The organism is Saccharothrix sp. NRRL B-16348 (assembly GCF_001280085.1).
Taxonomy (GTDB): domain Bacteria; phylum Actinomycetota; class Actinomycetes; order Mycobacteriales; family Pseudonocardiaceae; genus Actinosynnema.
This window is the reverse complement of record NZ_LGED01000194.1, coordinates 109,210-132,711: the sequence shown is the minus strand read 5'-3', so window position 1 is coordinate 132,711 and position 23,502 is coordinate 109,210. Positions and strand designations below refer to the sequence as shown.

Annotated in this window: 25 protein-coding genes; 19 read left to right on the top strand and 6 right to left on the bottom strand. The window is 73.7% G+C overall.

What is annotated here, in order from left to right; genetic code table 11:
- Positions 1-10 precede the first annotated feature (10 nt).
- A complete protein-coding gene (locus tag ADK67_RS18390; RefSeq protein WP_053717651.1) occupies positions 11-1,099 on the top strand; it encodes an epoxide hydrolase family protein in 1,089 nt (362 codons plus the stop codon).
- Positions 1,096-2,184, top strand: coding sequence for a winged helix DNA-binding domain-containing protein (locus tag ADK67_RS18385; protein WP_053717650.1), 1,089 nt, complete (start codon positions 1,096-1,098; stop codon positions 2,182-2,184). Before ADK67_RS18390 ends, ADK67_RS18385 begins: the two co-directional genes overlap by 4 nt.
- 86 nt (positions 2,185-2,270) lie before the next feature.
- On the opposite strand, the gene rox is transcribed toward ADK67_RS18385, so the two are convergent.
- Positions 2,271-3,695, bottom strand: coding sequence for a rifampin monooxygenase (gene rox / locus ADK67_RS18380; protein ID WP_053717649.1), 1,425 nt, complete (start codon positions 3,693-3,695; stop codon positions 2,271-2,273).
- A gap of 214 nt (positions 3,696-3,909) precedes the next feature.
- Here rox and ADK67_RS18375 point away from each other — a divergent pair, with 214 nt between their 5' ends.
- The 5 genes from ADK67_RS18375 (at position 3,910) to ADK67_RS18355 (ending at position 7,650) form a co-directional block, all read left to right on the top strand.
- On the top strand, positions 3,910-4,350 hold the full coding sequence (locus ADK67_RS18375) for a MarR family winged helix-turn-helix transcriptional regulator (protein WP_053717648.1): 441 nt from the start codon (positions 3,910-3,912) through the stop codon (positions 4,348-4,350).
- A gap of 8 nt (positions 4,351-4,358) precedes the next feature.
- Complete coding sequence (locus tag ADK67_RS18370) at positions 4,359-5,321, top strand: zinc-binding dehydrogenase (RefSeq protein WP_053717647.1); 963 nt, start codon at positions 4,359-4,361, stop codon at positions 5,319-5,321.
- A gap of 118 nt (positions 5,322-5,439) precedes the next feature.
- Positions 5,440-5,796 carry a YciI family protein gene (locus ADK67_RS18365; protein ID WP_053717646.1) on the top strand — a complete coding sequence of 119 codons (357 nt, stop codon included), beginning with the start codon at positions 5,440-5,442 and terminating at the stop codon, positions 5,794-5,796.
- A gap of 1 nt (position 5,797) precedes the next feature.
- On the top strand, positions 5,798-7,021 hold the full coding sequence (locus ADK67_RS18360; RefSeq protein WP_053717645.1) for an RNA polymerase sigma factor: 1,224 nt from the start codon (positions 5,798-5,800) through the stop codon (positions 7,019-7,021).
- Positions 7,022-7,065: 44 nt separating this feature from the next.
- On the top strand, positions 7,066-7,650 hold the full coding sequence (locus tag ADK67_RS18355; protein ID WP_053717644.1) for a hypothetical protein: 585 nt from the start codon (positions 7,066-7,068) through the stop codon (positions 7,648-7,650).
- A 66-nt stretch (positions 7,651-7,716) separates the two neighbouring features.
- Here the strand turns inward: ADK67_RS18355 and ADK67_RS18350 are convergent, their stop codons facing one another.
- Entirely contained in the window at positions 7,717-8,760 is a 1,044-nt protein-coding gene (locus ADK67_RS18350) for a threonine aldolase family protein (protein ID WP_053717643.1), read from the bottom strand.
- Positions 8,761-8,859: 99 nt separating this feature from the next.
- On the opposite strand from ADK67_RS18350, the gene ADK67_RS18345 reads away from it, so the two are divergent.
- Complete coding sequence (locus tag ADK67_RS18345) at positions 8,860-9,396, top strand: antibiotic biosynthesis monooxygenase (RefSeq protein WP_053717642.1); 537 nt, start codon at positions 8,860-8,862, stop codon at positions 9,394-9,396.
- Positions 9,397-9,417: 21 nt separating this feature from the next.
- The gene (locus ADK67_RS18340) at positions 9,418-9,993 is read left to right on the top strand and encodes a pyridoxamine 5'-phosphate oxidase family protein (protein WP_053717641.1); all 576 of its coding nucleotides are present in this window, start codon (positions 9,418-9,420) and stop codon (positions 9,991-9,993) included.
- A gap of 22 nt (positions 9,994-10,015) precedes the next feature.
- Here the strand turns inward: ADK67_RS18340 and ADK67_RS18335 are convergent, their stop codons facing one another.
- Positions 10,016-10,750 carry a MerR family transcriptional regulator gene (locus ADK67_RS18335; protein WP_053717640.1) on the bottom strand — a complete coding sequence of 245 codons (735 nt, stop codon included), beginning with the start codon at positions 10,748-10,750 and terminating at the stop codon, positions 10,016-10,018.
- A 91-nt stretch (positions 10,751-10,841) separates the two neighbouring features.
- Here ADK67_RS18335 and ADK67_RS18330 point away from each other — a divergent pair, with 91 nt between their 5' ends.
- The 8 genes from ADK67_RS18330 to ADK67_RS18295 all read left to right on the top strand — a co-directional run bounded on the left by ADK67_RS18330 (position 10,842) and on the right by ADK67_RS18295 (position 20,268).
- Positions 10,842-11,345, top strand: a complete 504-nt coding sequence (locus ADK67_RS18330; RefSeq protein WP_053717639.1) for an NADAR family protein — start codon at positions 10,842-10,844, stop codon at positions 11,343-11,345.
- A 134-nt stretch (positions 11,346-11,479) separates the two neighbouring features.
- Positions 11,480-12,763, top strand: coding sequence for a hypothetical protein (locus tag ADK67_RS18325; protein ID WP_063797638.1), 1,284 nt, complete (start codon positions 11,480-11,482; stop codon positions 12,761-12,763).
- On the top strand, positions 12,760-13,722 hold the full coding sequence (locus ADK67_RS18320) for a glutamate ABC transporter substrate-binding protein (RefSeq protein WP_053717638.1): 963 nt from the start codon (positions 12,760-12,762) through the stop codon (positions 13,720-13,722). The genes ADK67_RS18325 and ADK67_RS18320 overlap by 4 nt, the downstream gene beginning before the upstream one ends.
- A gap of 1 nt (position 13,723) precedes the next feature.
- Positions 13,724-14,785: a hypothetical protein gene (locus ADK67_RS18315; protein ID WP_053717637.1), complete on the top strand. Its 1,062-nt coding sequence runs from the start codon at positions 13,724-13,726 to the stop codon at positions 14,783-14,785.
- Complete coding sequence (locus tag ADK67_RS18310) at positions 14,782-17,379, top strand: serine/threonine-protein kinase (protein ID WP_082403558.1); 2,598 nt, start codon at positions 14,782-14,784, stop codon at positions 17,377-17,379. The genes ADK67_RS18315 and ADK67_RS18310 overlap by 4 nt, the downstream gene beginning before the upstream one ends.
- Before the next feature lie 2 nt (positions 17,380-17,381).
- Positions 17,382-18,350 carry a protein phosphatase 2C domain-containing protein gene (locus ADK67_RS18305; protein ID WP_082403569.1) on the top strand — a complete coding sequence of 323 codons (969 nt, stop codon included), beginning with the start codon at positions 17,382-17,384 and terminating at the stop codon, positions 18,348-18,350.
- Positions 18,340-19,620: a vWA domain-containing protein gene (locus ADK67_RS54685; RefSeq protein ID WP_053717719.1), complete on the top strand. Its 1,281-nt coding sequence runs from the start codon at positions 18,340-18,342 to the stop codon at positions 19,618-19,620. Before ADK67_RS18305 ends, ADK67_RS54685 begins: the two co-directional genes overlap by 11 nt.
- A gap of 3 nt (positions 19,621-19,623) precedes the next feature.
- Positions 19,624-20,268 carry an FHA domain-containing protein gene (locus tag ADK67_RS18295; RefSeq protein WP_053717635.1) on the top strand — a complete coding sequence of 215 codons (645 nt, stop codon included), beginning with the start codon at positions 19,624-19,626 and terminating at the stop codon, positions 20,266-20,268.
- An 18-nt stretch (positions 20,269-20,286) separates the two neighbouring features.
- Here the strand turns inward: ADK67_RS18295 and ADK67_RS18290 are convergent, their stop codons facing one another.
- From ADK67_RS18290 to ADK67_RS18280, 3 genes are read right to left on the bottom strand one after another with little or no spacing between them, the layout of a single operon-like run.
- The gene (locus ADK67_RS18290) at positions 20,287-20,634 is read right to left on the bottom strand and encodes a DoxX family protein (protein ID WP_053717634.1); all 348 of its coding nucleotides are present in this window, start codon (positions 20,632-20,634) and stop codon (positions 20,287-20,289) included.
- A 4-nt stretch (positions 20,635-20,638) separates the two neighbouring features.
- Complete coding sequence (locus ADK67_RS18285; RefSeq protein WP_053717633.1) at positions 20,639-21,493, bottom strand: NAD(P)H-binding protein; 855 nt, start codon at positions 21,491-21,493, stop codon at positions 20,639-20,641.
- On the bottom strand, positions 21,490-22,326 hold the full coding sequence (locus tag ADK67_RS18280; RefSeq protein ID WP_053717632.1) for an NAD(P)H-binding protein: 837 nt from the start codon (positions 22,324-22,326) through the stop codon (positions 21,490-21,492). The genes ADK67_RS18285 and ADK67_RS18280 overlap by 4 nt, the downstream gene beginning before the upstream one ends.
- Before the next feature lie 58 nt (positions 22,327-22,384).
- Here ADK67_RS18280 and ADK67_RS18275 point away from each other — a divergent pair, with 58 nt between their 5' ends.
- Positions 22,385-22,873: a MarR family winged helix-turn-helix transcriptional regulator gene (locus ADK67_RS18275; protein WP_053717631.1), complete on the top strand. Its 489-nt coding sequence runs from the start codon at positions 22,385-22,387 to the stop codon at positions 22,871-22,873.
- A 138-nt stretch (positions 22,874-23,011) separates the two neighbouring features.
- Positions 23,012-23,497 carry a MarR family winged helix-turn-helix transcriptional regulator gene (locus ADK67_RS18270; RefSeq protein WP_053717630.1) on the top strand — a complete coding sequence of 162 codons (486 nt, stop codon included), beginning with the start codon at positions 23,012-23,014 and terminating at the stop codon, positions 23,495-23,497.
- Positions 23,498-23,502 lie beyond the last annotated feature (5 nt).

Below are 23,502 nucleotides of genomic sequence, written 5' to 3'. Positions count from 1 at the left end.
CGTCGTTCCCGTGACCGAGATCCGAGAGTTCCGCATCGCCGTGCCGCAGACCGACCTGGACGACCTCGCCGACCGCCTCGCCCGTGCCCGCTGGGTGGAGCCGTTGCCCGGTGACGGGTGGCGGCGCGGCGTGCCGGTCGACTACCTGCGCGACCTGGCCGGGTACTGGCGCACGGGCTTCGACTGGCGGGCGCACGAGGCGCGGCTGAACGCCTTCCCGCAGTTCGTGGTGGAGGTCGACGGGCTGGACGTGCACTTCCTGCACGTGCGGAGCGACAACCCCGACGCGCTGCCGCTGCTGTTGGTGCACGGCTGGCCGAACACGTTCGTGGAGTTCGTGGACGCCGTGGCGCACCTGCGGGACTTCCACCTGGTGGTGCCGAGCATCCCCGGTTTCGGGTTCTCCGCCAAGCCGAGCGGGCCGTTCGACGTCGCCCGGGCCGGTCGGGTGTTCGCCGGGCTGATGGCGCGGCTGGGGTACGGGCGGTACGGGGTGCAGGGAGGCGACCTCGGCGCCTACATCGCGCCGGAGGTGGCGAAGGCGGCGCCGGAGCACGTGGTCGGGGTGTTCGTGAACGGCGGGCTGGGGTTCCCGACCGAGGAGGACCTGCCGACGTTGACCGAGGACGAGCGCGAGTTCTACTGGCAGATGCAGGAGTGGGCGGGCGCGGGGGTGGACCACCACGCGCTGCTGCGCGCCGCGCCGCAGACCTTCGCGTTGGGCTGGCACGACTCGCCGGTGGCGTTGCTGGCGTGGCTGACGCAGAAGTTCCAGGAGTTCACCATCACGGTGGACTCGCCGGAGCAGGCGATCGACCGCGACCTGCTGCTGGTGAACGCGACCCTGTACTGGTTGACCGGCACGGCGGGGTCGTCGTCGTGGTTCATGTACGACAACGAGCGGTTCGCGTGGCCGGAGGGGCAGAAGCTGGTGCCGACGGGCGTGTACAGCGGTCCGCCCGCGATCCGGCGGCTGGCCGAGCGGCACAACGACATCGTGCACTGGCCGGACGCCAAGCCCGGCGGGCACTTCGTGGCGCTGGAGGTGCCCGAGGCGTTCGCGGGCGAGGTGCGGGAGTTCTTCGGGAAGGTCCGGTGAACCGGGTGATCGGCCGGCGGCTGCGCCGGCACTCGCTGCTGGAGCCGTCGGCCGACCCGGTGGCGGTGGTGCGGGCGATGTGCGGAGCGCACGCCCAGGTGATGTCGGCGGCGGAGCTGTCGATCGGCGTCCGCACGACCCTGACCCGGCAGCGGGTGCGGGACGCGGTGTGGGTGGACCGGACGTTGGTGAAGACGCGCGGGCCGCGCGGCACGGTGCACCTGCTGCCCGCGGCGGACCTGCCGATGTGGACGGGCGCCTTGACGGAGCTGCCGCAACGGCTCCAGCTGCTCACCGACGAGCAGGCGGGCGAGGTGGTGACTGCGATCGCGGACGCGTTGCGGGACGACGAGCTGACCGGTGACGAGCTGACCGAGGCGGTGGTCGCGCGCACCGGCGCGTGGGCGGGCGACCGGGTGATGGAGGCGTTCGGCGGAACGCCGTGGCCGCGGTGGGTGGAGGCGATGGGCACGGCGTCCAACCGCGGCGCGATGTGCTTCGCGCCGAACAAGGGCCGCAAGGTCGCCTACACGAGCCCGCAGCGGTGGCTGCCGGGTTTCGCGCCGGCCGCGAACGGGGCGGTGGAGCTGCTGCACGCCTACCTGCGGTCGTACGGTCCGGCGACGCAGGCGCACTTCGCGAAGTGGCTGGCCGCGCCGAAGCGGTGGGTGAACGAGCTGTTCGAGCGGGCCGACCTGGAGCAGGTGGACGGCGGGTGGGTGGTGCGCGGCGACACGTCGTGGCCGGACGAGCCGCCGGCCGGGGTGCGGCTGCTCCCCTACTTCGACGCGTACGTGGTGGGCAGCCACCCGCGTGAGGAGGTGTTCCCGGGTCGGGCGTTCGAGCGGGCGTTGTCGGGCGGGCAGGCCGGGAACTTCCCGGTGCTGCTGGTGGACGGCGTGGTGGCCGGGGTGTGGCACCAGAAGCGGTCGGGTCGGCGGATCGTGGTCACGGTGGAGCCGTTCGCGCCGTTGTCCCGGGCGCACTCGGCCGAGCTGGACCGGGAGGTGGCGCGGGTCGGCGAGTTCCTGGAGGGACGGCCGGAGCTGACGGTCGGCACGGTGACCGTCGGCGGGCACGCCTGACGAGCCCGGACGTCGGGCTGGCCGTCCACCGCGGACGGCCCGCCCGACGTCGGCGTGCGTTCCGTGTCAGGCCGACGTTTCCGTGCTCAGGCGGGGACGCCGAACCACGTGGGCAGGTGGCCGACCAGGTCGTCCTGGTCCTCGCCGACCCACGCCACGTGACCGTCCGGGCGCAGCAGCACGGCGGGCACGTCCAGTTCCTCGCTGACGTCGACCACGTGGTCGACCCGGTCCGTCCACCCGGCCACCGACAGCCGCCCGGTCTGGTCGAGCAGCAGGCCGCGGCCGGCGTGCATCAGCCCGTACAGGCGTCCACGCTTGAGGCCGACGTCCCGCAGCCGCCTGCCGAGCAGCTCGTGCCCCTCGCCGAAGTCGTAGCGGATCGCGGTCCCGGTGATCTTCTCGGTCAGGTGCCGGTTCACCTCGTCGAAGTCCATCAGCTCCCACACCAGCCGGCGCACCGCCTGCGCCCCCGGGTCGAGCGACATCAGCTGCATCTGCGCGCGCGTGTTGTCCAGCACGGCGGCGGCCACGGGGTGCCGTTCGGCGTGGTAGCTGTCGAGCAGCCCGGCCGGCGCCCAGCCGTTGACCTCCGCGGCCAGCTTCCAGCCCAGGTTGAACGCATCCTGGACGCCGAGGTTGAGCCCTTGTCCGCCGACCGGCGGGTGGACGTGCGCCGCGTCGCCGGCCAGCAGCGCCCGCCCGGTCCGGTAGCGCTCGGCCTGCCGGGTGGCGTCGCCGAAGCGGGACAGCCAGCGCGGCGAGTGCACGCCGAAGTCGGTGCCGGCGAACGCCCGCAGCTGCTGCTTGATCTCGTCGAGGGTCGGCGGGACGGCGCGGCCCTCGGACACCCCGGCGGCGGGCACGACGACGCGGTGCAGCCCTTCTCCGAGGGGCATGAGGCCGAACCGGACCTGGGTCTTGCGGACCTCGGCGGTCACGGCGGCGATCGTCTCCGGTGACGCGGTCACCTCCATCTCCCCCAGCAGCGTCTCGACCCGGCTCGGCTCGCCGGGGAAGTCGACGCCGAGCAGCTTGCGCACCGTGCTGCGGCCGCCGTCGCAGCCGACGAGGTAGCGGGAGCGCAGCCGGGTGCCGTCGGCGAGTTCGACGGTCACGCCGTCGTCGTCCTGGTCGAGGCCGACCAGTTCGCTGCCGCGGCGGATCTCGGCGCCGAGTTCGGTGGCGCGTTCGGCGAGCAGCCGGTCGGTGGTGGGCTGCGGGATGCCGAGGACGTACGGGTGGGCGGTGTCGAGCCGCTGCGGCGGCGGCTTGGGGATGCCGGCGAAGAAGCCGCCGATCGGGTGCTGCCGCCCGAGGGGCAGGAACCGCTCCAGCAGACCGCGCTGGTCCATCACCTCGACGCTGCGCGCGTGCAGGCCGAGCGCGCGGACGACCTCGGTCGGTTCGGTCTCCTTCTCCAGCACGAGCACGTGCACGTCGTGCAGCCGCAGTTCGCCGGCCAGCATCAGGCCGGTCGGTCCGCCGCCGACGACGATCACGTCAATCATGAATACCCCCGTTGAGCATGGACCGGGCAGCGCATTTTCGCAGGTCCCGGCTTCGAGCGGAGATTGTGCGGCACACCGGGGGTCTTGCCGCAAGACCCCCTGTGCGCTATAAGTTGAGAGTGGCGGGGAGTGCTTTCACCTCCTCGCCGTTCGTGTTTCCGGGCCGCGACCACTGATCGTTGGCATTGCCAACGAGTGGGTAGACTGCGGTCGCATGGAGACCTCAGGCGCGCCCCAGCGGCTGCGCGGCACGACGAGTTGGCTGCTCGGCCAGGCGACGACCCACGCGGCACGGCTCGTGTCGGAGGCGTTGGGCGCGGTCGGCGCGCGGCGCTACCACTACTCGCTGCTGGCCGCGTTGGACGAGTTCGGCCCGGCCAGCCAGGCGGACCTCGGCCGGCGCGGCGGGCTGGACCGCAGCGACGTGGTGGCCACCGTGAACGAGCTGGCGGACAAGGGCTTCGTGGAGCGCCGCCCGGATCCGGGCGACAAGCGGCGCAACATCGTGACCGTCACCCCGTCGGGGGTGGCCCACCTGCGCCACCTGGACCGCGTCCTGGGGCAGGCTCAGGAGTCGCTGCTGGCGCCGTTGTCGGCGGCCGAGGGGGAGGAGCTGGTGCGGGTGCTGAACGTGGTCTTGGAGCACCAGGGATGAGCGGGTCGATGCGCGCGGTCGTGCTGAGCGGGCCCGGCCCGGTGGAGAACCTGGCCGTGGCGGAGCTGCCGGTGCCGGAGCCGCCGCCGGGGTGGGTGCGGGTGAAGGTCGGCGCGTTCGGGCTGAACCGGTCCGAGTTGCACACCCGGCTGGGGCTGGCCGAGGGCGTGACGTTCCCGCGCGTGCCGGGCATCGAGGCGGTGGGCGTGGTGGACAGCGACTGCGACCTGCCGGTCGGGCAGCGGGTGGCGGCGATGATGGGCGGCATGGGGCGGGTGTTCGACGGCGGGTACGCCGAGTACACCGCGGTGCCGCGCGAGCTGCTGATCCCGTTCGACTCGGACCTGCCGTGGGAGGTGCTGGGCGCGGTGCCGGAGACGTTGCAGACCGCGTACGGCTCGTTGACCACGGGGCTGGACCTGCGGGCGGGCCAGTCGCTGCTGATCCGCGGCGGCACGTCGGCGCTCGGGTTCGCCGCCGCCGCGCTGGCCGTGGACCTCGGCGCGACGGTGCTGGCCACGACCCGCCGCGCCGAGCGGCTCGCCGTGCTGCGCGAGCACGGCGTGGCGCACCCGCTGGTGGACGACGGCACGGTGGCCGACCAGGTGCGCGAGCTGTTCCCCGACGGCGTGGACGCGGCGTTGGAGCTGGTCGGCACGCCGACGTTGCCGGACACGCTGGCGGCGACGAGGGTGCACGGCACGGTGTGCTTCACCGGGATGCTGTCGAACGAGTGGATCGTGCCGGACTTCTACCCGATCGGGTACCTGCCCAAGGGCGTGCGGCTGACCGCGTACGGCGGGGAGAGCTCCGACCTGCCCGCGGAGGTGCTGCAGCGGTTCCTCGACCAGGTGGCGGGCGGTGAGGTGTCGCTCGGCCCGACCACGGTCTACCGGTTGGACGAGATCCGGCAGGCGCACGACGACCTGGAGCACGGCCGGCGGGTCGGCAAGCTCGTCGTGCTGCCCTGAGAATCGGTGGCCCGGGGAGAACCGGTGGCCCGGAAAAATTTCTCGGGCGTCGTGTCGATGTGGTCCTCCGCCGTTCGTGTAGAGGGTGCGGAGCAACCCCCGACCTGAGGAGCACGAGATGACCCAGTACCTGATCAGCGTGGTGGAGCCGACCGGCTACGACATCCCCGAGCCGGAGGTCCTGCAGCGGATCATGAAGGACGTCCAGGCCGTGGACGCCGACATGCGGGAGGCCGGTGTGTGGGTGTTCGCCGGCGGTCTGCACGCGCCGGAGACGGCGACCACGCTGCGCCCGATGGAGAACGGCGAGGTGGTCGTGACCGACGGTCCGTTCACCGAGAGCAAGGAGCACATCGGCGGGTTCAGCATCGTCGACGTGCCGGACCTGGACGCGGCGCTGGACTGGGGCCGGCGGATGAGCGTGGCGTGCACGCTGCCGGTCGAGGTGCGGCCGTTCCAGGACTTCGCCGGCTGACGTGACGGCGGTCGAGCAGGTCTTCCGGGCGGAGTACGGCCGGTCGGTGGCGGTCCTGGTCCGCGTCTTCGGCGACATCGACATGGCCGAGGAGGCGGTCCAGGACGCGTTCGCCGAGGCGGTGCGGCGCTGGCCGGAGGCCGGTGTGCCGCCGAGCCCGGCGGGCTGGATCATCACCACGGCCCGCCACCGGGCGATCGACCGGCTGCGCCGGGAGTCCACGCGGGGCGACCGGCAGGCTCAGGCCGCGTTGCTGCACGCCCGTGACGACGCTTGCGAGGTGGACGCCGTGGGTGACGAGCGGCTGCGGTTGATCTTCACGTGCTGTCACCCCGCGTTGAACCAGGCGGCTCGGGTGGCGTTGACGTTGCGGCTGCTCGGCGGGCTGTCCACGGCGGAGATCGCGCGGGCGTTCCTGGTGCCGGAGCCGACGATGGCGCAGCGGCTGGTGCGGGCGAAGGCGAAGATCCGGGACGCGCGGATCCCGTACCGGGTGCCGGCCGAGGCGGAGCTGCCCGACCGGCTGCGTGCCGTGCTGGCCGTGGTGTACCTGGTGTTCAACGAGGGGTATTCGGCCAGTTCGGGTGGCGCGTTGGTGCGCGGTGACCTGTGCGCGGAGGCGGTGCGGCTCGGGCGGGTGCTGGCGGAGCTGATGCCCGACGAGCCGGAGGTCGTCGGGCTGCTGGCGTTGATGCTGCTGCTGCACGCGCGCGGTCCGGCGCGCACCGGCCCGGACGGCGGTCTGGTGCGGTTGGCCGAGCAGGACCGCTCGCGCTGGGACCGGGCGATGGTGGCGGAGGGGCGGGAACTGGTGCGGTGGTGCCTGCGCCGCGGCCGGCCGGGCCCGTACCAGGTGCAGGCGGCGATCAACGCCGTGCACAGCGACCCGCCGCCGACGGACTGGCGGCAGGTCGTGCTGCTGTACGACCACCTGCTGGCGTTGACGCCGAGTCCGGTGGTGGCGTTGAACCGCGCCGTCGCGGTGGCCGAGGTCGACGGGCCGGAGGCGGCGTTGTCGCTGGTCGACGACCTGGCGGCGGGTGGCGGGTCGATGGCGGGCTACCACCTGTTCCACGCCGTGCGCGCGGACCTGCTGCGCCGCCTCGGCCGGGACGCGGAGGCGGCGGGCGCGTACCAACGGGCGTTGGAGCTGGCGGGCAACGACGTCGAGCGGGACCTGCTGCGCCGTCGGCTCGACGCGGTCACCGGGTCGGCGCGGGGGTGAAGGGCGGGCCCGCGCTTGTCGGTGGCCACCTGTTTACTTTGCACATGATCGACAAGGCGGGTCACCGCGATGTCCACCCGACCACGGCTCCCACTCCCGGCACCGAGATGGTCGAGCGATTCCAGGGCGGGAAGGGAATTCGGTTCAAGATCCGCAACGTGAGGATCGACGGCCAGGCCGATGTGGTGCACGTCCGCGGTGGAGGTTCGCACCAGGTCAGTTTCGACGTGCTGCACGATTGCCGGGAGTGCGGCAACGCCATCAACCAGGTGATCGTCGGTCTGGCGGGCCAGGATCGTGCCCAGGTGTCGGTGTGGAACGGCAAGCAGCGCAGCGGGGGCGGCGTGAAGGTGGTCAACGCCTACACGAGCGTCGCGGCGCTGTCGGAGGACAACCCGGGTCCGGCGGAGTGGGTGACTGTGTCGTGCGACCTCGTTGTTCCCGACGAACCCGGCGTCTACTCGGTTCGAGCGCGTTATGCGCAGGCGTATCAGGGAAATCTGATGACTGCCGAGGGACGTGCGATCCCACAGCCGGAGCACCAGGAGGTGCTGGGTTGGTGGAAGGTCGACCGTCCGGAAGGGCCCGGCCCGGAATCGACCATCGGCACCATCGTCGTCGAAGCGTGAAGCTGCTGGTCAGCGGGCTCGTCACGCGACCGCGGTCGGGTGACGAGCCCTCGGGTCGACGTGCGTCTAGCGCAGCCGCCGGATCAGGTCCGCCACCTCCTGCGGGGTGAAGTCGAGCGACACGACGCCGATGGTCAGCTCGATGCTGCACCGCGTCGGGTCGGGCGAGCTCTTGGGCCGCTGGGGCAGTTCGACGCCGCTCTCGGCGAGGATCCGCTTCGCCGCGGCGGCGACGGCGTCCTTCGGCGCGGGGATGTGGACGTGGAACAGCGGTGTCTGGGGCACGCGCGGGCGGGTGGTCGCGTAGCCGTCGGCGTTGATCGCGGCGGCGACGGCCACGGCGTGGTCGCGGAACTCGGCCATCCTGGGCAGCACCTCGTCCAGGCCCATCAGGGCGGTGACGGCGGCCGGCCACGAGTCGGGGGTCGCGCCGCCGAGCCTGCGCCGCCACACCGAGGCGGCGTCGATGGTCGCCTGGTCGCCGGCGAGGACCGCGCCGCGCACGCCTTCCAGGCCCTTGTAGAGGGAGACGTAGACGGTGTCGAACAGGTCGGCGATCTCGGCGAACGGCCGGTCGTAGTAGGTCTGCGCCTCCCACAGCCGGGCGCCGTCCATGTGCGCCGCGGCGCCGCCGTCCCGTGCCCACTTCGTCTGCGCGACCAGGTCGTCCCAGGCGGGCAGGAGGCCGCCGATCTCGCGTTGGGGCAGTTCGAGGAGCAGGGCGGCGATCGGTTCGCGGACGCCGGCGAGGTCGTCCAGGGTGATCAGGTCCTCGCGGTCGCCGACGGCCAGGTGGCGCAGGCCGTGCACGGCGCTGTAGCCCTCGTCCTCCCAGATCACGAGGTGGCACTGGGGATGTGCGGCGAACGTGCGGCGGCCGGTGCGTTCGGCGTGGACGCGCATCGCGGTCTGCTGCGCCATCGTGCCGGTGGGGAAGAACAGGGCGGCGGGTTTGCCGAGCAGGTCGGCGATCCGTTGTTCCAGCTGCTTGGCGGGCTCGTCCAGGCGGAGGCCGGGTGGGACGCGGTCGAGCAGGCGACGCAGCACCGCGTGCGGGTCCTGGCGGAGCCGGGAGTGCTGGACCAGGGAACGCCGGATCTCGGGTGTCATGGCGGGAGTCTGGTGTTGCCGCCAGCGATGTGCAACAACGTTTGTCACCGGTCACTTGACTGATTCGGGCGCCGGTGCGCCGCGCCTAGCGTCGTCGGCATGGAACTGACTCGACCCGACGCCGACCTCGTCCTCGTCCACCACGACCGCGTGCCGTTCGAACCACGGCCGGACGGATTGCTGGACGTCCGGTGGCTGGAGCACGTGGAAGGTGACGGGGTGGTGACCTATTCGCAGTGGTCACGCCCGGTGGAGGTGGACGGCGGGGTCGCCTACCGCCGGTACCGGTCCGCCCAGGAGGAGGGCTCCGTCGAACGGCCGGTCGGGTGCGTGGTGCTGGTGTCGGTGGAGTTCGACCGGCCCGGGGTCGCCGAGGAGTGGGTCGACCTGGTGTTCACCGCGTTGGCGGCCGAGGAGGAGCGGCACCCGGGCGGGATTTCGGCGCACTTCCACGTGAGCCTGGACGGGCTGCGGGTGCTGAACTACGCGGAGTGGACGTCGCCGGAGGCGCACCGGGACGCCATGGCCCGGGGCAACGGGTCGGTGGGCCGGTCGGAGCCGTGGGGTCGGGTGCACTCGTTCGCCGGTCTCAAGGCGAGCGACGTGCGGCGGTACCGGGTGGTCGACCTGGGGTGACGACCAGGGATAATAGGGGTCATGGGGAAGACCTATGAACGGATCGAAGGACGTCTGCGCGAGTTCATCGAGGCGCAGCCGGTGTTCTTCACCGCGACCGCGCCGCTGGCCGCCGACGGGCACGTGAACCTGTCGCCGAAGGGCCGCCGGGGCACGTGGCGGGTGCTCGACGACCAGCGGGTGGCGTACCTGGACTTCGGCGGCAGCCACGCCGAGACCATCGCCCACCTGCGGGAGAACGGGCGGATCACGCTCATGTGGTGCGCGTTCGAGGGTCCGCCGAACATCGTGCGCGTGCACGGCACGGGCGAGCCGGTGTTCCGGGACGACCCGAGGTTCGCGGAGCTGGTGGCCGGGTTCGGCGACGCGGACGGTTCGGCGTTGCGGGCGGTCGTGGTGGTGACCGCGAAGCTGATCAGCGACACGTGCGGCTTCGCCGTGCCGTTCATGGACTACCGGGGTGAGCGGACGCTGCACGAGGAGTACTTCGACCGCAAGTCGGACGAGGAGTTCGCCGCGTACTGCGAGAAGAAGGACTTCGTCGGCTTCAGCATGGACGGCCTGCCCGCCGTGCCACTCCCCCTGCCGCCGCGGTAGCCGTTCGGCGCGGGCCGGTCGCTCATCGTGCGGCCCGCGCCGCGCCCAGGTAGGCCAGCACGTCCGCGAGGCGCCAGCCGGCGCGCTGGTCGAGGTCGTCGGCGATGCGGTCGCCGTGGTCGCGCCACAGGTCGCCGAGGCGTTCGCGGACGCGCTGGTCGGTGCCCTGGTCGCCGGTCTGGAACGCCGCGCCGATCTCGTCCCACCGGGCGACGATCCGCTGCACGTCCGGGTCGGTGACGGGGGTGTCGGCCTCCTGGTGGCGGTGCAGCTCGGCGACCAGGCCGGCCCACTCGGCGCGCAGCCGGTCGATGCGCTGCTCCCCCAGCTCGTCGCGGCGGGCGGCCAGGGCGTCGCGTTGCACCTCGGTCAGGTAGCTGTCCAGCAGCGACATGCGTTCGAGGGCGCCGAGCAGCCGTCCGGGGTGCGGGTCGGCGGTGTCGAGCAGGCCGCGGACCTGGCGGCGCAGCTCGTCCAGGTGCCGGGCCCTGGTGTCGAGGTCGGCCAGCTGGGCGGTGATCACGGCGCGCAGGTCGCCCGCGTCGAGGGCGGCGGCGATGCGGTCCAGCGGGACGCCGAGCTGCCGCAGCGCCCGGATCCGGTAGAGGCGGCGCACGTCGTCGGCGGTGTAGCGGCGGTGGCCGGTCGAGGTCCGCTCGCCCGGCACGAGGAGGCCGATCTCGTCGTAGTGGTGCAGGGTGCGCACGGTGACGCCGGCGGCACGGGCCAGGTCCCCGGCGGTCCACATCTCGGTCATGCCGCGAAGCTAGAACCTCACGTCACGTGATGCGCAAGGCCGCCGGAAACGGTGTCGTGTCGTGGGGAGGGCGTGTGACACCGTCTGCGCCGTGACCGAGTACCTGTTCTTCTGGAAGCCCGACGCGCGGCCGGGCGCGCCGGTCGGCGAGGAGTGCCTGAGCCAGTGGTGGGAGGGTCCGTTCACGGTGGACGGCCTGACCTACCGGACGGCCGAGCACTTCATGATGTGGGGCAAGGCGCGGTTGTTCGGTGACGAGCACACCGCACGTCGGGTGCTCGCGGCGCGCACGCCCCGCGAGGCGAAGGCGCTGGGCCGGCAGGTGCGCGGGTTCGACGAGGACGTGTGGGTGGCGCGCCGGCTAGACGTCGTGGTGCGCGGGAACGTGGCGAAGTTCGACGCGCACCACGACGCGCGCGAGTTCCTGCTGGCCACCGGTGACCGGGTGCTGGTGGAGGCCAGCCCGCTGGACCGGGTGTGGGGCATCGGACTGGCCGCCGACGACGAGCGGGCGGCCGACCCGGCGGCCTGGCGGGGGCTGAACCTGCTCGGCGAGGCGCTGGTGGAGGTGCGCGCCCGGCTCCGTCAGGGGTGATCGCGTCACCCGATGAGTGCGAACCGGTGGGCGCGTCCCGGCCGGTTGGGTCCGTTCGCGTCCCGATTGGTGGAATTTCGATCTACGCTAACTGAGCGGCGAGTGGCGCCGATCACCTCGGGAAGGGGGCGGTCGTGCTGGTCGAGGCTCAGCGGAACCGCGGTGCCCTGCGCCGGGTGACGGGTCTTGCCCGCAGCACGCCGGGCAGGTTGAGCCTGCTGGCCCTGCTGCTGATGGTGATGAGCCTGCTGGTCGGCGCGGCGACCGCGACGTCCGTGCAGCGCCGGTCGGACGCGCTGGAGGCGTTGGCCGACCGCAGCGAGCCGCTGGCGTTCGCCGCCCAGGAGGTCTACCGGGCGATGGCGGACGCGGACGCCACGGCGTCGAGCGCGTTCCTGTCCGGCGGGGTGGAGTCGGCGACGCTGCGCGGCCGGTACGAGGCGGACGTGGCGAAGGCCGCCGCCGCGTTGTCGGCGGCGACCGGCGAGATCACCCGCTCCCCCGAGCTGACCGAGGCGCTGTCGACGTTGTCGGGACAGCTGCCGGTGTACACGGGTCTGGTCGAGACGGCCCGCGCGCACAACCGGCAGGGCAACCCGGTCGGCGCGGCATACCTGCGCGAAGCGTCGGCGTTGATGCAGACGCGGATGCTGCCCGCGGCCCGCGAGCTGTACGGGGTGGAGACCGGGAAGGTGGTGCGCGACCTGGAGGACGCCGGGTCGCTGCCGTGGCCGGAGCTGCTGCTGGGCCTGCTCGCGCTGGTGGTGCTGGTGCTCGCGCAGCGGTACCTGACCCGCCGCACGAACCGGGTGCTCAACCCCGGCCTGGTGGTGGCGACCGCGTTGACCGCGATCTCGTTGCTGTGGGTGCTGGCGGCGAGCCTGCTCGTGGTCTACAACGCCTCGGCCAGCAAGAACGAGGCCACGCTGGTCGACCTGCTCGCGCGGGCCCGGATCGCGACGCTGACCGCGCGCGGCGACGAGACGTTGACGCTGGTGGCGCGGGGCAGCGGCGCGACCTACGAGGCGGAGTACGTCGAGGCCGACAAGGTGCTGGACGACCTGCTGGGCCGGGTGCGGGTGGTGGACGGGGCGCCGCCGGTGGCCGAGGCGGTGGAGCACCACGGTCGGTGGCAGGAGGCGCACCGGAAGGTCCGCGAGGCCGACGACGCCGGCGACTTCACGGCGGCGGTGGCGTTGGCGCTGGGCCAGGACGCGCGGGGCGCGGCGACGGCGTTCGACGCGTTGGACTCGGACCTGGTGGAGGCGATCGGCACGGCGCGGGCGGAGCTGACCGGCGCGATCGGACGGGCGCGGGCCGGGTTGGGCGGCGTGGTGCCCGCGGTGGTGGTGCTGGCGTTGCTGGCGGCGGCGGCCTCGGCGTTCGGGTTGTGGCAGCGGCTGAAGGAGTACCGATGAGACGGCTGCTCGCGGTGCTGGCCCTGGTGGTGACGGCGGCGTGCGCGCCGGTGCCCAGTGGCGCGCCGCCGATCGGCGGTGGTTCGCCGGTGCCGCCGCGTCCGGCGGAGGCGGCGGAGCTGACCGAGCCGCCCAGCACGGCGGACGTGCCGCCGGCGTCGTGCGACCCGACGGCGAGCCTGCGCCCGACCGGGCCGCTGCCGCCGCCGGGGCAGATGCCGGCCGGGTCGACCATGGCGGAGATCCAGGCGCGGGGCCGGCTGATCGCGGGCGTTGACCAGAACACGTACCTGATGGGGTTCCGCAACCCGGTCTCCGGCGAGCTGGAGGGTTTCGACGTCGACCTGGTGCGCGAGGTCGCGCGGGCGATCTTCGGCGATCCGGGCGCGATCCAGTTCAAGGTGGTGACCTCCGAGCAGCGGGTGCCGACGTTGGAGCGGCACGAGGTCGACATCGTGGTGCGGACCATGACGGCGACCTGCGAGCGCTGGCAGAAGGTGAACTTCTCGACGGTGTACCTGCAGGCGGGGCAGCGGGTGCTGGTGCCGTCGAACTCCGACGTCACGGGCATCGAGTCGCTGGGCGGCAAGCGGGTGTGCGCGACGAAGGGGTCCAGCTCGCTGGCCAACGTGGCGACCGCGGCGTCGCGGCCGGTGCCGGTGTCGGTGGCGCACTGGACGGACTGCCTGGTGATGCTGCAGCAGGGTCAGGTGGAGGCGATCTCCACGGACGACACGATCCTGGCCGGGTTCGCCGCGCAGGACCCCTACACGAAGGTGGTGGGCCCGCAGTTCGCCGCCGAGCCGTACGGGATGGCGTTCCCGAAGGCCGACGAGGACTTCGTGCGGTTCGTCAACGCGCTGCTGGAGCGGCTGCGGGCGGACGGCACGTGGGCGCGGATCCACCAGCGGTGGCTGGGCGATCCCCCGGCCCCGCCCGTCGCCGCCTACCGGGACTGACATGGACACCCTGGACGAGGAGCTGGCGGCGTTGCGGCGGGAGAGCGACCGGGTCGCCGAGTCGTTGCTGGCGATGGAGGACCACCCCGGCCACCGGTTGCTGCGCGGCGCGGTGCTGACGGGCGCGTCGGCGCGGCGGTGGGAGGCGGCGAACGCCGGGATGGTGCGGCTGTGGGAGTGGTTCGACGCCTACCGGGCGGTGCTGCGGCGGGCGTCGGACACGCGTGACCCGGCGGAGTTGGGGCGGCTGCTGCGCGGGGAGGCGGTCGTGCTGCCGGGTGCGTCGGCGCGGACGTTGACCGGGCCGGTGGCGGAGCGGGTCACGGTGCGCGCGCTGGTGGCGCGGATGAAGTCGGAGTACGCGCGGGTCACGGCGGTGCTGGCGGAGGCGCACGAGGCGTGGGCGCGGCGGTTGGAGGTGCTGGACCCGTTGGCCGGGCAGGTGGCGGGGATCGACTCGCCGGCCGCGGAGCGGTTGCACGCGGAGGTGGCGCGGGCGCACGCCCGTGCGGTGGCCGACCCGTTGACGCCCGATCCGGCGGTGGCGGACCTCGTCGCGCGGGTGGCGGCGGTGAGCGCGCTGCACCGGACGTTCTCGTCCCGGGTGGCGGCGCTGTCGCGGCTGGTCGCGGAGGTGGAGTCGGTGCGGGCGCGGGCGGCCGAGGTGCGGGTGGAGGTGGTGGCGAAGATCGTCGGCGACCACCCGCCGGTGCCGACCGAGGACGTGGCCGGGGCACTCGACGGGCTGCGGGGACGTTTCCCGGACGTGGCGGAATCGGACGTGGCGGCCGTGGAGACCGCGGTGGGCGCGGCGGCGGCGCGGGCGCGGGAGGTGTTGGCGCACCTGACCGGGTCGCTGGACCGGCGCGCGGAGCTGCGCGGCCGGTTGGACGCCTACCGGGCGAAGGCGGCCGGGCGTGGGTTCGCCGAGGACGCGGAGCTGCTGGTGCTGCACCGGCAGGCCCGTGACGTGCTGTTCGGCGCGCCGTGCGACCTGGGCGCGGGGACGGTGGCGGTGCTGCGGTACCAGCGTGCGGTGCTGGCCAGGACGGAGGCCCGATGAGGACGTGTCCACGTGCCGGCTGCGGCGGGGTGATCGACGACGACGGCTTCTGCGACGTGTGCGGCCTGGAGGCCCCGGTGCTCGCGTCCACCACGCCCGCCGCCGGTGACGCGGCAACCGGCGGCCCCGCGGGCGCGCCTGCGGCAACTGGTGGGCCTGCGGGCCACGGGCAGAGGACGGGTGCCGCGGGTGGCGGCAGGACCGGTGCGGGCGGAGGTGTGGCGACCGGTCGGCCTGGCGAGCTTGCCGCGGCCGGCGGGCCGGAGGTCGGTGCGGACAGCGGGCCCGCCACCGGCGCGTACCCCGGCCCCGGCAGCGGTTCCGGCGGCAGGTCTGACAGCGGCCCCGCGACGGGCGCGTACCCCGGTCCCCGCGGTCGGGCCGACAGCGGTCCTGCCACGGGCGCGTATCCCGGGCCGGGCGCCGACAGCGGTGTTGCGACGGGCGCGTACAGCGCGACCGGTCCCGCCACGGCTCCGTGGTCGCCCGCGGCGTCGTCGTCGGGGCGGGCGCGGCGCGCGTCGACGCCCACCCGGTCGTCCGGGCGCGGGCGGTTGGGCGCGGGGTTGGTGGAAGTGCCCCGGGTGCCGTACCGGGACCCGAAGGCCGCCGTGCTGACCGACCCGGAGGTGCCGGAGGCGAAGCGGTTCTGCTCCAGCTGCGGCAAGGAGGTCGGGCGTGGCCGGGACGGCAGGCCCGGCCGGGTGGAGGGGTTCTGCGCGCACTGCGGGCACCACTACTCGTTCACGCCGAAGTTGGCGCCCGGCGAGGTGTTGCACGACCAGTACGAGGTGCTGGGCTGCCTGGCGCACGGCGGGCTGGGCTGGATCTACCTGGCCGCCGACCACGCGGTCAGCGACCGGTGGGTGGTGTTGAAGGGCCTGTTGGACTCCGGTGACGCGGACGCGATGGCGGCGGCGATGGCGGAGCGCCGGTTCCTGGCGGAGGTGGAGCACCCCACCATCGTCAAGATCCACAATTTCGTGCGGCACGCCGACCGGACCAGCGGCGAGCTCGTGGACTACATCGTGATGGAGTACGTGGGCGGCACGTCGGTCAAGGACATGATCAAGCAGTTGCGGGCCGAGGGCGCGGGCACGGAGTCACTGCCGGTGGCGCAGGCGATCGCCTACGCGCTGGAGGTGCTGCCCGCGTTGGGCTACCTGCACGGGGTGGGCCTGCTGTACTGCGATTTCAAGCCGGACAACGTGATCCAGACCGAGGAGCAGTTGAAGCTGATCGACCTGGGCGCGGTGCGGCGCATCGACGACCGGCACTCCCCCATCTACGGCACGATCGGCTACCAGGCGCCGGAGATCGGCACGGACGGCCCGTCGGTGGCCTCCGACCTGTACACGGTGGGTCGGGCGTTGGCGGTGATGAGCTTCCAGTTCGACTTCCGCGGCAGGCACAAGGAGTCGTTGCCGGATCCGGACGAGCAGCCGATGCTGCGCAGGCACGACTCGTTCCACCGGTTCCTGCTGCGGGCCACGCACCGCGACCCGGAGCAGCGGTTCGCGTCGGCGGAGGAGATGGCCGAGCAGTTGACCGGTGTGCTGCGGGAGGTGTTGGCGCAGCAGGACGGCACGCCGCGGCCGGGTGTGTCGCGGCAGTTCACGCCGGAGCGGCGGGCGTTCGGCACGGAGGGCGGGCTGGACGTGCGGGCGGCGGCGACGGGTCTGCCGGTGCCGCAGGTGGACACCTCGGACGCGGCGGCGGGTTTCCTGGCGACGGCGGCGACGACGGGTGATCCGGACCAGGTGGTGGCGGCGTTGCGGGCGGCGCCGGTGCAGACGGTGGAGGTGCGGTTGCAGGTGGTGCGGGCGTTGATCGAGGCGGGTCGGGTGCGGGAGGCGGTCGGCGAGTTGGACGCGTTGGCGTCGCCGTTCGACCCGGACGACCCGTGGACGCCGGCGCCGGACGACTGGCGGCCGGGCTGGTACCGGGGGGTGGCGGCGTTGGTGGACGGCCGGGGTGATCGGGCGCGGGCGGCGTTCGAGCGGGTGCGTGACGCGTTGCCGGGCGAGGCGGCGCCGAAGCTGGCGGTGGCGGTGTGCGCGGAGTCCTCGGGTGACGCGGACGCGGCGGCGGCCGGGTACGAGGTGGTGTGGCGCACCGATCACGCGTTCGTGTCGGCGGCGTTCGGGCTGGCCAGGGTGCTGGTGGCGCGGGGTGAGCGGGAGGCGGCGGTGGGTGTGCTGCACTCGGTGCCGGACACGTCGATCCACCACGTGGCGGCGCAGGTGGCGGCGGTGCGGGCGCAGTTGGGCGCGGCCCGGGAGTGCGCGGGGCGTGCCGGCGCGGAGGCGTTGGCGGAGGTGATGGCGGCCGGTGCGAGGCTGTCGGGGTTGGAGTTGGACGTGGCGAGGCGGGCGGGGTTGACCGTGGAGTTGTTGGGTGTGGCGTTGGAGTCGTTGCCGGGCGCCGGTGCGGCGCCCGGCGGGAAGCTGCTGGACTGCGAGGTGAGCGAGTCGGGGCTGCGGTCGGGGCTGGAGCGCTGCTACCGGCAGTTGGCGCGGCTGGCCGACACCCCGGAGGAACGCATCGCTCTCGTCGACCGCGCGAACGCGGTCCGGCCCAGGACGTTGGTGTGATCATGGAATCCTGTCCCGAGTGCGCGTCGCCGGTGGCGTCGCAGGACCGTTTCTGCGAGGCGTGCGGGCGCAACCTGCGGGTGCAGCGGACACCGGTGGGTGGTCCGGGGGCGCAGTGGCCGCCGATGTGCGCGTGCGGTGGTGAGGAGTTCGACGCGGACGGGTTCTGCGAGCAGTGCGGTCGGGCGCGGCCGTCGGCGCGGGACCGGGTGGAGTTCGTGCTGCCCGGGGTGGCGGGGGTGAGCGACCGGGGCAAGCGGCGGCAGCGCAACGAGGACTCGATGGCGTTCGGGCGGGTGCGCGGGCGTGGTGTCGCGGTGGTGGTGTGCGACGGGGTGGCGTCGTCGGAGCGGGCCGAGCAGGCGTCGCAGACGGCGGTGGACACGGCGGCGGACGTGCTGTTGACGGGGTTGCAGGCGGGGATGGACGCCGAGTCGTCGACGACGGACTCGGTCGTGGCGGCGAACGAGGCGGTGGGCCGGTTGGCGCGGCCGGAGGCGGCGGAGGTGGCGCCGTCCTGCACGTTCGTGTCGGCGGTGGTGACCGACGACTCGGCGACGGTGGGGTGGGTCGGCGACAGCCGCGCCTACCTGGTGGCCGAGGCGGGCGCGGCGCGGTTGACCACGGACGACACGTGGGCGGCGCAGCTGGTCGCGGAGGGCGTGCTGACCGAGGAGGAGGCGTTGACCGACCGGCGGGCGCACGTGCTGTCGCGGTGGTTGGGCGCGGATTCCGGGGTGGAGGCGCCGCAGACGGTGACGTTCAAGGTGGAGACGCCGGGGCTGCTGGTGCTGTGCAGCGACGGGTTGTGGAACTACGTGCCGGAGCCGGAGGACCTGCTGGAGGTGCTGCCGCGGGGTGTGCCGCCGATCGAGGTGGCGCGGGAGCTGGTGGAGGTCGCGTTGAAGGCGGGCGGGCACGACAACATCACGGTGGTCGTCGTCCAGTTGCGGGGTGGGCATGGGGCTTGATTTCGCGGTCGAGGTGTTCCAGAACGAGTACCTGCCCGAGGGCGCCGCGGACGTCGACGCGATCGTCACGGTGACCACGACGGGCGCCGCCGCGCAGGTGGTGTCGGCGCACGCGGCCGAGGTGGTCATCGTGGACACGTCGGCGTCGATGGCCTACCCGCCGTCGAAGCTGACCGCGGCGAAGCAGGCGACGGTGGCGGCGATCGACGCGTTGCGCGACGGGGTGTCGTTCGCGGTGGTGGCGGGCACGGACACGGCGCGGACGGTGTACCCGCGGGCGCGGAAGCTGGTGGTGGCGGACGCGCGGACGCGGGCGGCGGCGAAGCAGGCCGTGCGGATGCTGCGGGCGGACGGCGGCACGGCGATGGGCCGCTGGCTCACGTTGGCCGACGAGCTGTTCGCCGGGTTCGAGGGCGGGCCGCGGCACGCGATCCTGTTGACCGACGGCGAGAACCAGCACGAGTCGCCGCGCCAGTTGACGAGGGTGCTCGACGAGGTGGCGGGCCGCTTCACGTGCGACTGCCGCGGGGTGGGCACGGACTGGCAGGTGGCGGAGCTGCGGCGGATCGCCGAGGCGATGTTGGGAACGGTGGACATCGTGGCCGACCCGGACGGGTTGGCGGAGGACTTCCGGTCCATGGCGGCGGCCGCGATGGGCAAGGCGGTGGCGGACGTGTCGCTGCGGCTGTGGACGCCGGAGGGCGCGCGGGTGGTGTCGCTGAAGCAGGTGTCGCCGGGGTTGCGGGACTTGACGGGGCGGCGGGTGGAGTCGGGGCCGCGGACGGGCGACTACCCGACGGGCGCGTGGGGTGGCGCGGAGAGCCGTGACTACCACCTGCGGGTGCGGGTGCGGCCGGCGGGCGTGGGCGACCGGATGCTGGCGTCGCGGGTGAGCCTGGTGGGTCCGGCGGGTGAGGTGCTGGGTCAGGGCCGGGTGTTGGCGGTGTGGACGGAGGACTCGGCGTTGTCGACGCGGATCAGCTCCGAGGTCGCCCACTACACGGGGCAGGCGGAGTTGGCGGAGGCGATCCAGGACGGCTTGGAGGCGCGCAAGTCCGGTGACGTGGGCCGGGCGACGGCGAAGCTGGGCCGGGCGGTGCGGCTGGCGCACGAGTCGGGCAACACCGACACGGCGAAGCTGCTGGCCAGGGTGGTGGAGGTGGAGGACCCGCGGACGGGGACGGTGAAGCTGCGGGCGCGGGTGGCCGACGCGGACGAGATGACGCTGGACACCCGGTCGACGGTGACCAAGCGGGTCGGGAAGGGCTAGGCGATGGCGACCTGCCCGGCCGGGCACGACTCGGCGACCGACGACTACTGCGACGTGTGCGGCGCGCCGCTGTCGTCCGGGTCCGGGTCGTCGCCGTCCGTGCCGGCGCCCGCGGTCGAGGAGACGTGCGCGGCGTGTGGCGCGGTGCGGGTGGGTCGGTTCTGCGAGGAGTGCGGGCAGGACTCGTTGAACCCGGTGGTGGCCCCGGCGCGGCCGGTGGTCGCGGAGGCGGTGTCGTGGCACGTGACGGTGGAGGCGGACCGGGCGTACTTCGAGCGGGTGGTGGCGGCGGGCGGGCCGGACGCGGGCGCGATGGCGTTCCCGGAGTTCTGCCCGCCGCGCCGGTTCGGGTTGGCGGGGCGGCAGGTGTCGATCGGGCGGCGGAGCCGGTCGCGGGGCATCTTCCCGGGGATCGACCTGGTGGGCCCGCCGGAGGACCCGGGTGTCTCGCACCACCACGCGGTGCTGGTGGCGTCGGGTGACGGGTGGGCGGTGGTGGACCTGGACTCGACGAACGGGACCACGGTCAACGAGGACGACACCCCGCTGCGGCCCCACCGGCCGCACCCGTTGGAGCCGGGTGACCGGGTCCACGTCGGCGCGTGGACCACGATCACCCTGCACCGCTCGGCAGGCCGGCCGGCCTAGTGCGACCTTCGCCACCGCTCAGCCGGCGAGCAGGCCCAGCGCGAGCGTGACGGCGGCGAGCAGCCCGAACGCGGACGGCAGGCCCACGTGGCGGTCGCCGACCCGCAGGTGGGTGGCGATCGCGGCGGTGAAGAACAGCACCACCCCGGTCACGGCGGCCAGGCCGAGGGGTCGGGCCGCGTAGCCGACGACGATCCCGGCGACGGCGAGGGCTTTCACCGCGCCGAGCAGCGGCAGCAGCGCGGCGGGGACGCGGGCGGCGGCCATGGCGGTGAGGACGCGGTCGTCGCGGACGAAGTCCAGCACCGCGGAGTAGGTCAGCGCGACGGCGAGCAGGGCACTGGCCGCGAGGTGGGCGACGTGCACCGGGTCACCCCCGGAACGCGTCGGCGTGCTCGACGGCCCACCGGGCGAAGGTGCGGGCGGGGCGTCCGGTGACGCGCTCGACCACGTCGGTGGGGGTGGAGCCGGCTTCGGGGACGTTCCCGTAGAGCCCGAGGACGAAGTCGGCCTTCTCGGCCGGTCCGCCGGGTGCGACGCGGTAGATCCGCAGCGCCGGCGGTTCGGTGGTCCACAGGGCACGGGCCCGTTCCGGGGTGAGTTCCTCGAAGCGCAGGTCGCGGCCGGTGGCGCCGGCGAGGTGGCGCACCTTGTCGCGCGGGGTGAGCGCTTCGGGGCCGGTGAGGGTGTAGGTCTGCCCGGCGTGGCCGTCGGTGGTGAGCGCGGTGGCGGCGACGGCGGCGATGTCGGCTTCGTGGACGGCGGCGCTGCGCCGGTCGCCGTGCGGTTCGCGGATCACGCCCTCGGCGCGCAGCGGCGGTCCCCAGTCGGTCAGCGTGTTGGCCATGAACTCCAGCGGCCGCAGCTGCGTCCACTCCAGGCCGCTCGCGCGGACGGCGGGTTCGAGGGTGCCCTCGGCCCAGCCGCCCAGGAGGGTGACGCGGCCGACGCCGGCGCGCCGTGCGGCGGCGGCGACCTCCTCGCCGTTGTCCAGCGGCCGGTAGCCGTGCCCGAAGTTGATCAGGTGGGCGGCGGTGGCGCCGGCGAACGCGGCGGCGAGGCTGTCGACGTCGGTGGTGTCGCCGCGCACGACCTCGACGTCGGCGGGCAGGCCGGCGTTCCCGGGCCGGCGGCTCAGCGCGCGGACCCGGTGTCCGGCGGCGAGCAGGTGGGTGACGAGGTGGCGGCCGACGGTGCCGGTCGCGCCGGTGACGAGGATGGTCATGCGGGCTCTCCGGTGAACGGGCCGGTGTGGTCGGCGACCCAGTCGGGGAAGGTGCGGGCGGGGCGGCGGAGGATCTTGTCGACCTCGCCGGTGACGGTGGCGGGCAGGCCCGCTCCCCTGGCGTACCGGTCCATCAGGGCGTGTGCGAACGCCGCCGGCAGACCTGCCCGGACCAGGTGCCCGGTCGCCTGGTCGGGTGGGATCTCGTGATAGCGCAGCGGGCGGTCCAGCACGCCGCCGATGATCGCGACGAGTTCGGCGTGGGTGTGGGAGCCGGGTCCGGTGACCTCGACGCGGCGGCCGTCGAGGGTGTCGGTGGTCAGGGCGTGGGCGATGACCTCGGCGAGGTCGCGTTCGTCCAGCGGCGCCTCGGCGAAGTCGGCGTAGGGGCCGCGCACGACGTCGCCCGACCGGATCTGGTGCGCCCAGGCCGTGGCGGTGTTGGAGGCGAACGACCCGGCGCGGACGCTGACCCACGGCAGGCCGCTGCCCGCGACGGCGGCCTCGGCTTCGGCGTTGCGGTCGCCGCGGTGGCGGGAGGGCTGGTCGGCGGGGTCGTCGTCGACGTTGAGGGCGGACAGCGCGACGACTTTGCCGACGCCGGCGGCGCGGGCACGGGCGACGAGGGCGAACGGGTCGGCGACGGCGCGCGGGTGGACGAACAGGGCCGTGACGCCCGCCAGGTGGGCGGGGTCGTCGTCGACGAACGTCACGTGGTCGAGGTCGGTGGCGTGGGCCCGCGGGTCGCGGCTGACGGCGAGCACGGGCCCGGTCAGCAGGCGGACGAGGTGGCGGCCGACGAGGCCGGTCCCCCCGGTGACGAGGACGGTCATGGGCGTTTCCCCCGGTTAGACTTCGTGCGGATCGGATACGATACGGAGACCATAACATATGAGTTCCATAAGTTCTGGGGACGCGCGGGAACGGCGGCGGACCGTCACCGCGATCAAGGAGGCGCTGCGGGAGCTGCGCAACCAGTTGTCGCTGCTCAACCACCAGGTCTCCCGGCGGCTGGAGCTCAAGGACGTCGACCTGGACTGCCTGGAACTGGTGCAGAGGCACGGGGCGATGACGCCGGGCGAACTCGCGCGGCGGGCGGGGCTGCACCCGGCGACGCTGACCGGGATCCTCGACCGGTTGCAGCGGGCGGGGTGGATCACCCGGGAACGCGACCCGAACGCGGCGGACCGGCGCGCGGTGACGGTGCGCGCGGTCAAGGACCGCAACCCGGAGCTGTTCTCGCTGTACTCGGGGATGAACGCCTCGCTCGACGACCTGTTCACCGGCTACAGCGAGGCGGAGCTGGCGCTGCTGGCGGACTTCCTGCGGCGGACCACGGCGTTGGGGCGGACGGCGACCGAGGAGTTGGCGGAGGAGTAGGTCGGGCGTCCGGAGTCTCCGACTGGGCCGGGCGCGCGGCCGCCGGTGGGCCGTCGCGCGGGTTTTCGGCGGGACGGCCGCACGCGTTGTCGATCACGAATACGGTGAGGGGAGTGCGGAGGAGCGTCAGGAGGGGTGATGGCCGACGCGGTCGACCTGGTGTTGGCGCAGTGGTCGGTGCAGCGCCCGGACGTGGACACCTCGCCGATGGCGGTGCTGACGCGGGTGACGCGGCTGGCACGGCTGCTGGAGCGGGAGTTGCGGGAGTTCGTCGGCCGGTTCGACCTGGAGCCGGGCGAGTTCGACGTGTTGACCACGTTGCGGCGGGCGGGGTCCACGCAGGGCATGACGGCGGGCGCGTTCCTGTCCGCGTCGCTGGTCACGGCGGGCGCGATCACCAACCGGATCGACCGGATGGAGGCCAAGGGCCTGGTGGAGCGCGTGCCCGACGCCGCGGACCGGCGGGTGGTGCGGATCAAGCTGACCGACCGGGGCGCGCGACTGGTCGACGGGATGCTGGCCGAGCACATGCGGCAGTACGCGCGGCTGCTGGAGCCGTTGGACGACGACACCAGGGTCGTGGTGGCCGACGCGTTGCGGGCGCTGCTGGAGGTGTGCGAGTAGCGCCG

Coding starts and splice junctions, on each gene's coding strand:
- rox (WP_053717649.1), bottom strand. CDS start 3,695: ATGATTGACGTGATCGTCGTCGGCGGCGGACCGACCGGCCTGATGCTG.
- ADK67_RS18375 (WP_053717648.1), top strand. CDS start 3,910: ATGGAGACCTCAGGCGCGCCCCAGCGGCTGCGCGGCACGACGAGTTGG.
- ADK67_RS18370 (WP_053717647.1), top strand. CDS start 4,359: ATGCGCGCGGTCGTGCTGAGCGGGCCCGGCCCGGTGGAGAACCTGGCC.
- ADK67_RS18365 (WP_053717646.1), top strand. CDS start 5,440: ATGACCCAGTACCTGATCAGCGTGGTGGAGCCGACCGGCTACGACATC.
- ADK67_RS18355 (WP_053717644.1), top strand. CDS start 7,066: ATGATCGACAAGGCGGGTCACCGCGATGTCCACCCGACCACGGCTCCC.
- ADK67_RS18350 (WP_053717643.1), bottom strand. CDS start 8,760: ATGACACCCGAGATCCGGCGTTCCCTGGTCCAGCACTCCCGGCTCCGC.
- ADK67_RS18345 (WP_053717642.1), top strand. CDS start 8,860: ATGGAACTGACTCGACCCGACGCCGACCTCGTCCTCGTCCACCACGAC.
- ADK67_RS18340 (WP_053717641.1), top strand. CDS start 9,418: ATGGGGAAGACCTATGAACGGATCGAAGGACGTCTGCGCGAGTTCATC.
- ADK67_RS18335 (WP_053717640.1), bottom strand. CDS start 10,750: ATGACCGAGATGTGGACCGCCGGGGACCTGGCCCGTGCCGCCGGCGTC.
- ADK67_RS18320 (WP_053717638.1), top strand. CDS start 12,760: ATGAGACGGCTGCTCGCGGTGCTGGCCCTGGTGGTGACGGCGGCGTGC.
- ADK67_RS18315 (WP_053717637.1), top strand. CDS start 13,724: ATGGACACCCTGGACGAGGAGCTGGCGGCGTTGCGGCGGGAGAGCGAC.
- ADK67_RS18310 (WP_082403558.1), top strand. CDS start 14,782: ATGAGGACGTGTCCACGTGCCGGCTGCGGCGGGGTGATCGACGACGAC.
- ADK67_RS18305 (WP_082403569.1), top strand. CDS start 17,382: ATGGAATCCTGTCCCGAGTGCGCGTCGCCGGTGGCGTCGCAGGACCGT.
- ADK67_RS54685 (WP_053717719.1), top strand. CDS start 18,340: ATGGGGCTTGATTTCGCGGTCGAGGTGTTCCAGAACGAGTACCTGCCC.
- ADK67_RS18295 (WP_053717635.1), top strand. CDS start 19,624: ATGGCGACCTGCCCGGCCGGGCACGACTCGGCGACCGACGACTACTGC.
- ADK67_RS18285 (WP_053717633.1), bottom strand. CDS start 21,493: ATGACCATCCTCGTCACCGGCGCGACCGGCACCGTCGGCCGCCACCTC.
- ADK67_RS18280 (WP_053717632.1), bottom strand. CDS start 22,326: ATGACCGTCCTCGTCACCGGGGGGACCGGCCTCGTCGGCCGCCACCTC.
- ADK67_RS18275 (WP_053717631.1), top strand. CDS start 22,385: ATGAGTTCCATAAGTTCTGGGGACGCGCGGGAACGGCGGCGGACCGTC.
- ADK67_RS18270 (WP_053717630.1), top strand. CDS start 23,012: ATGGCCGACGCGGTCGACCTGGTGTTGGCGCAGTGGTCGGTGCAGCGC.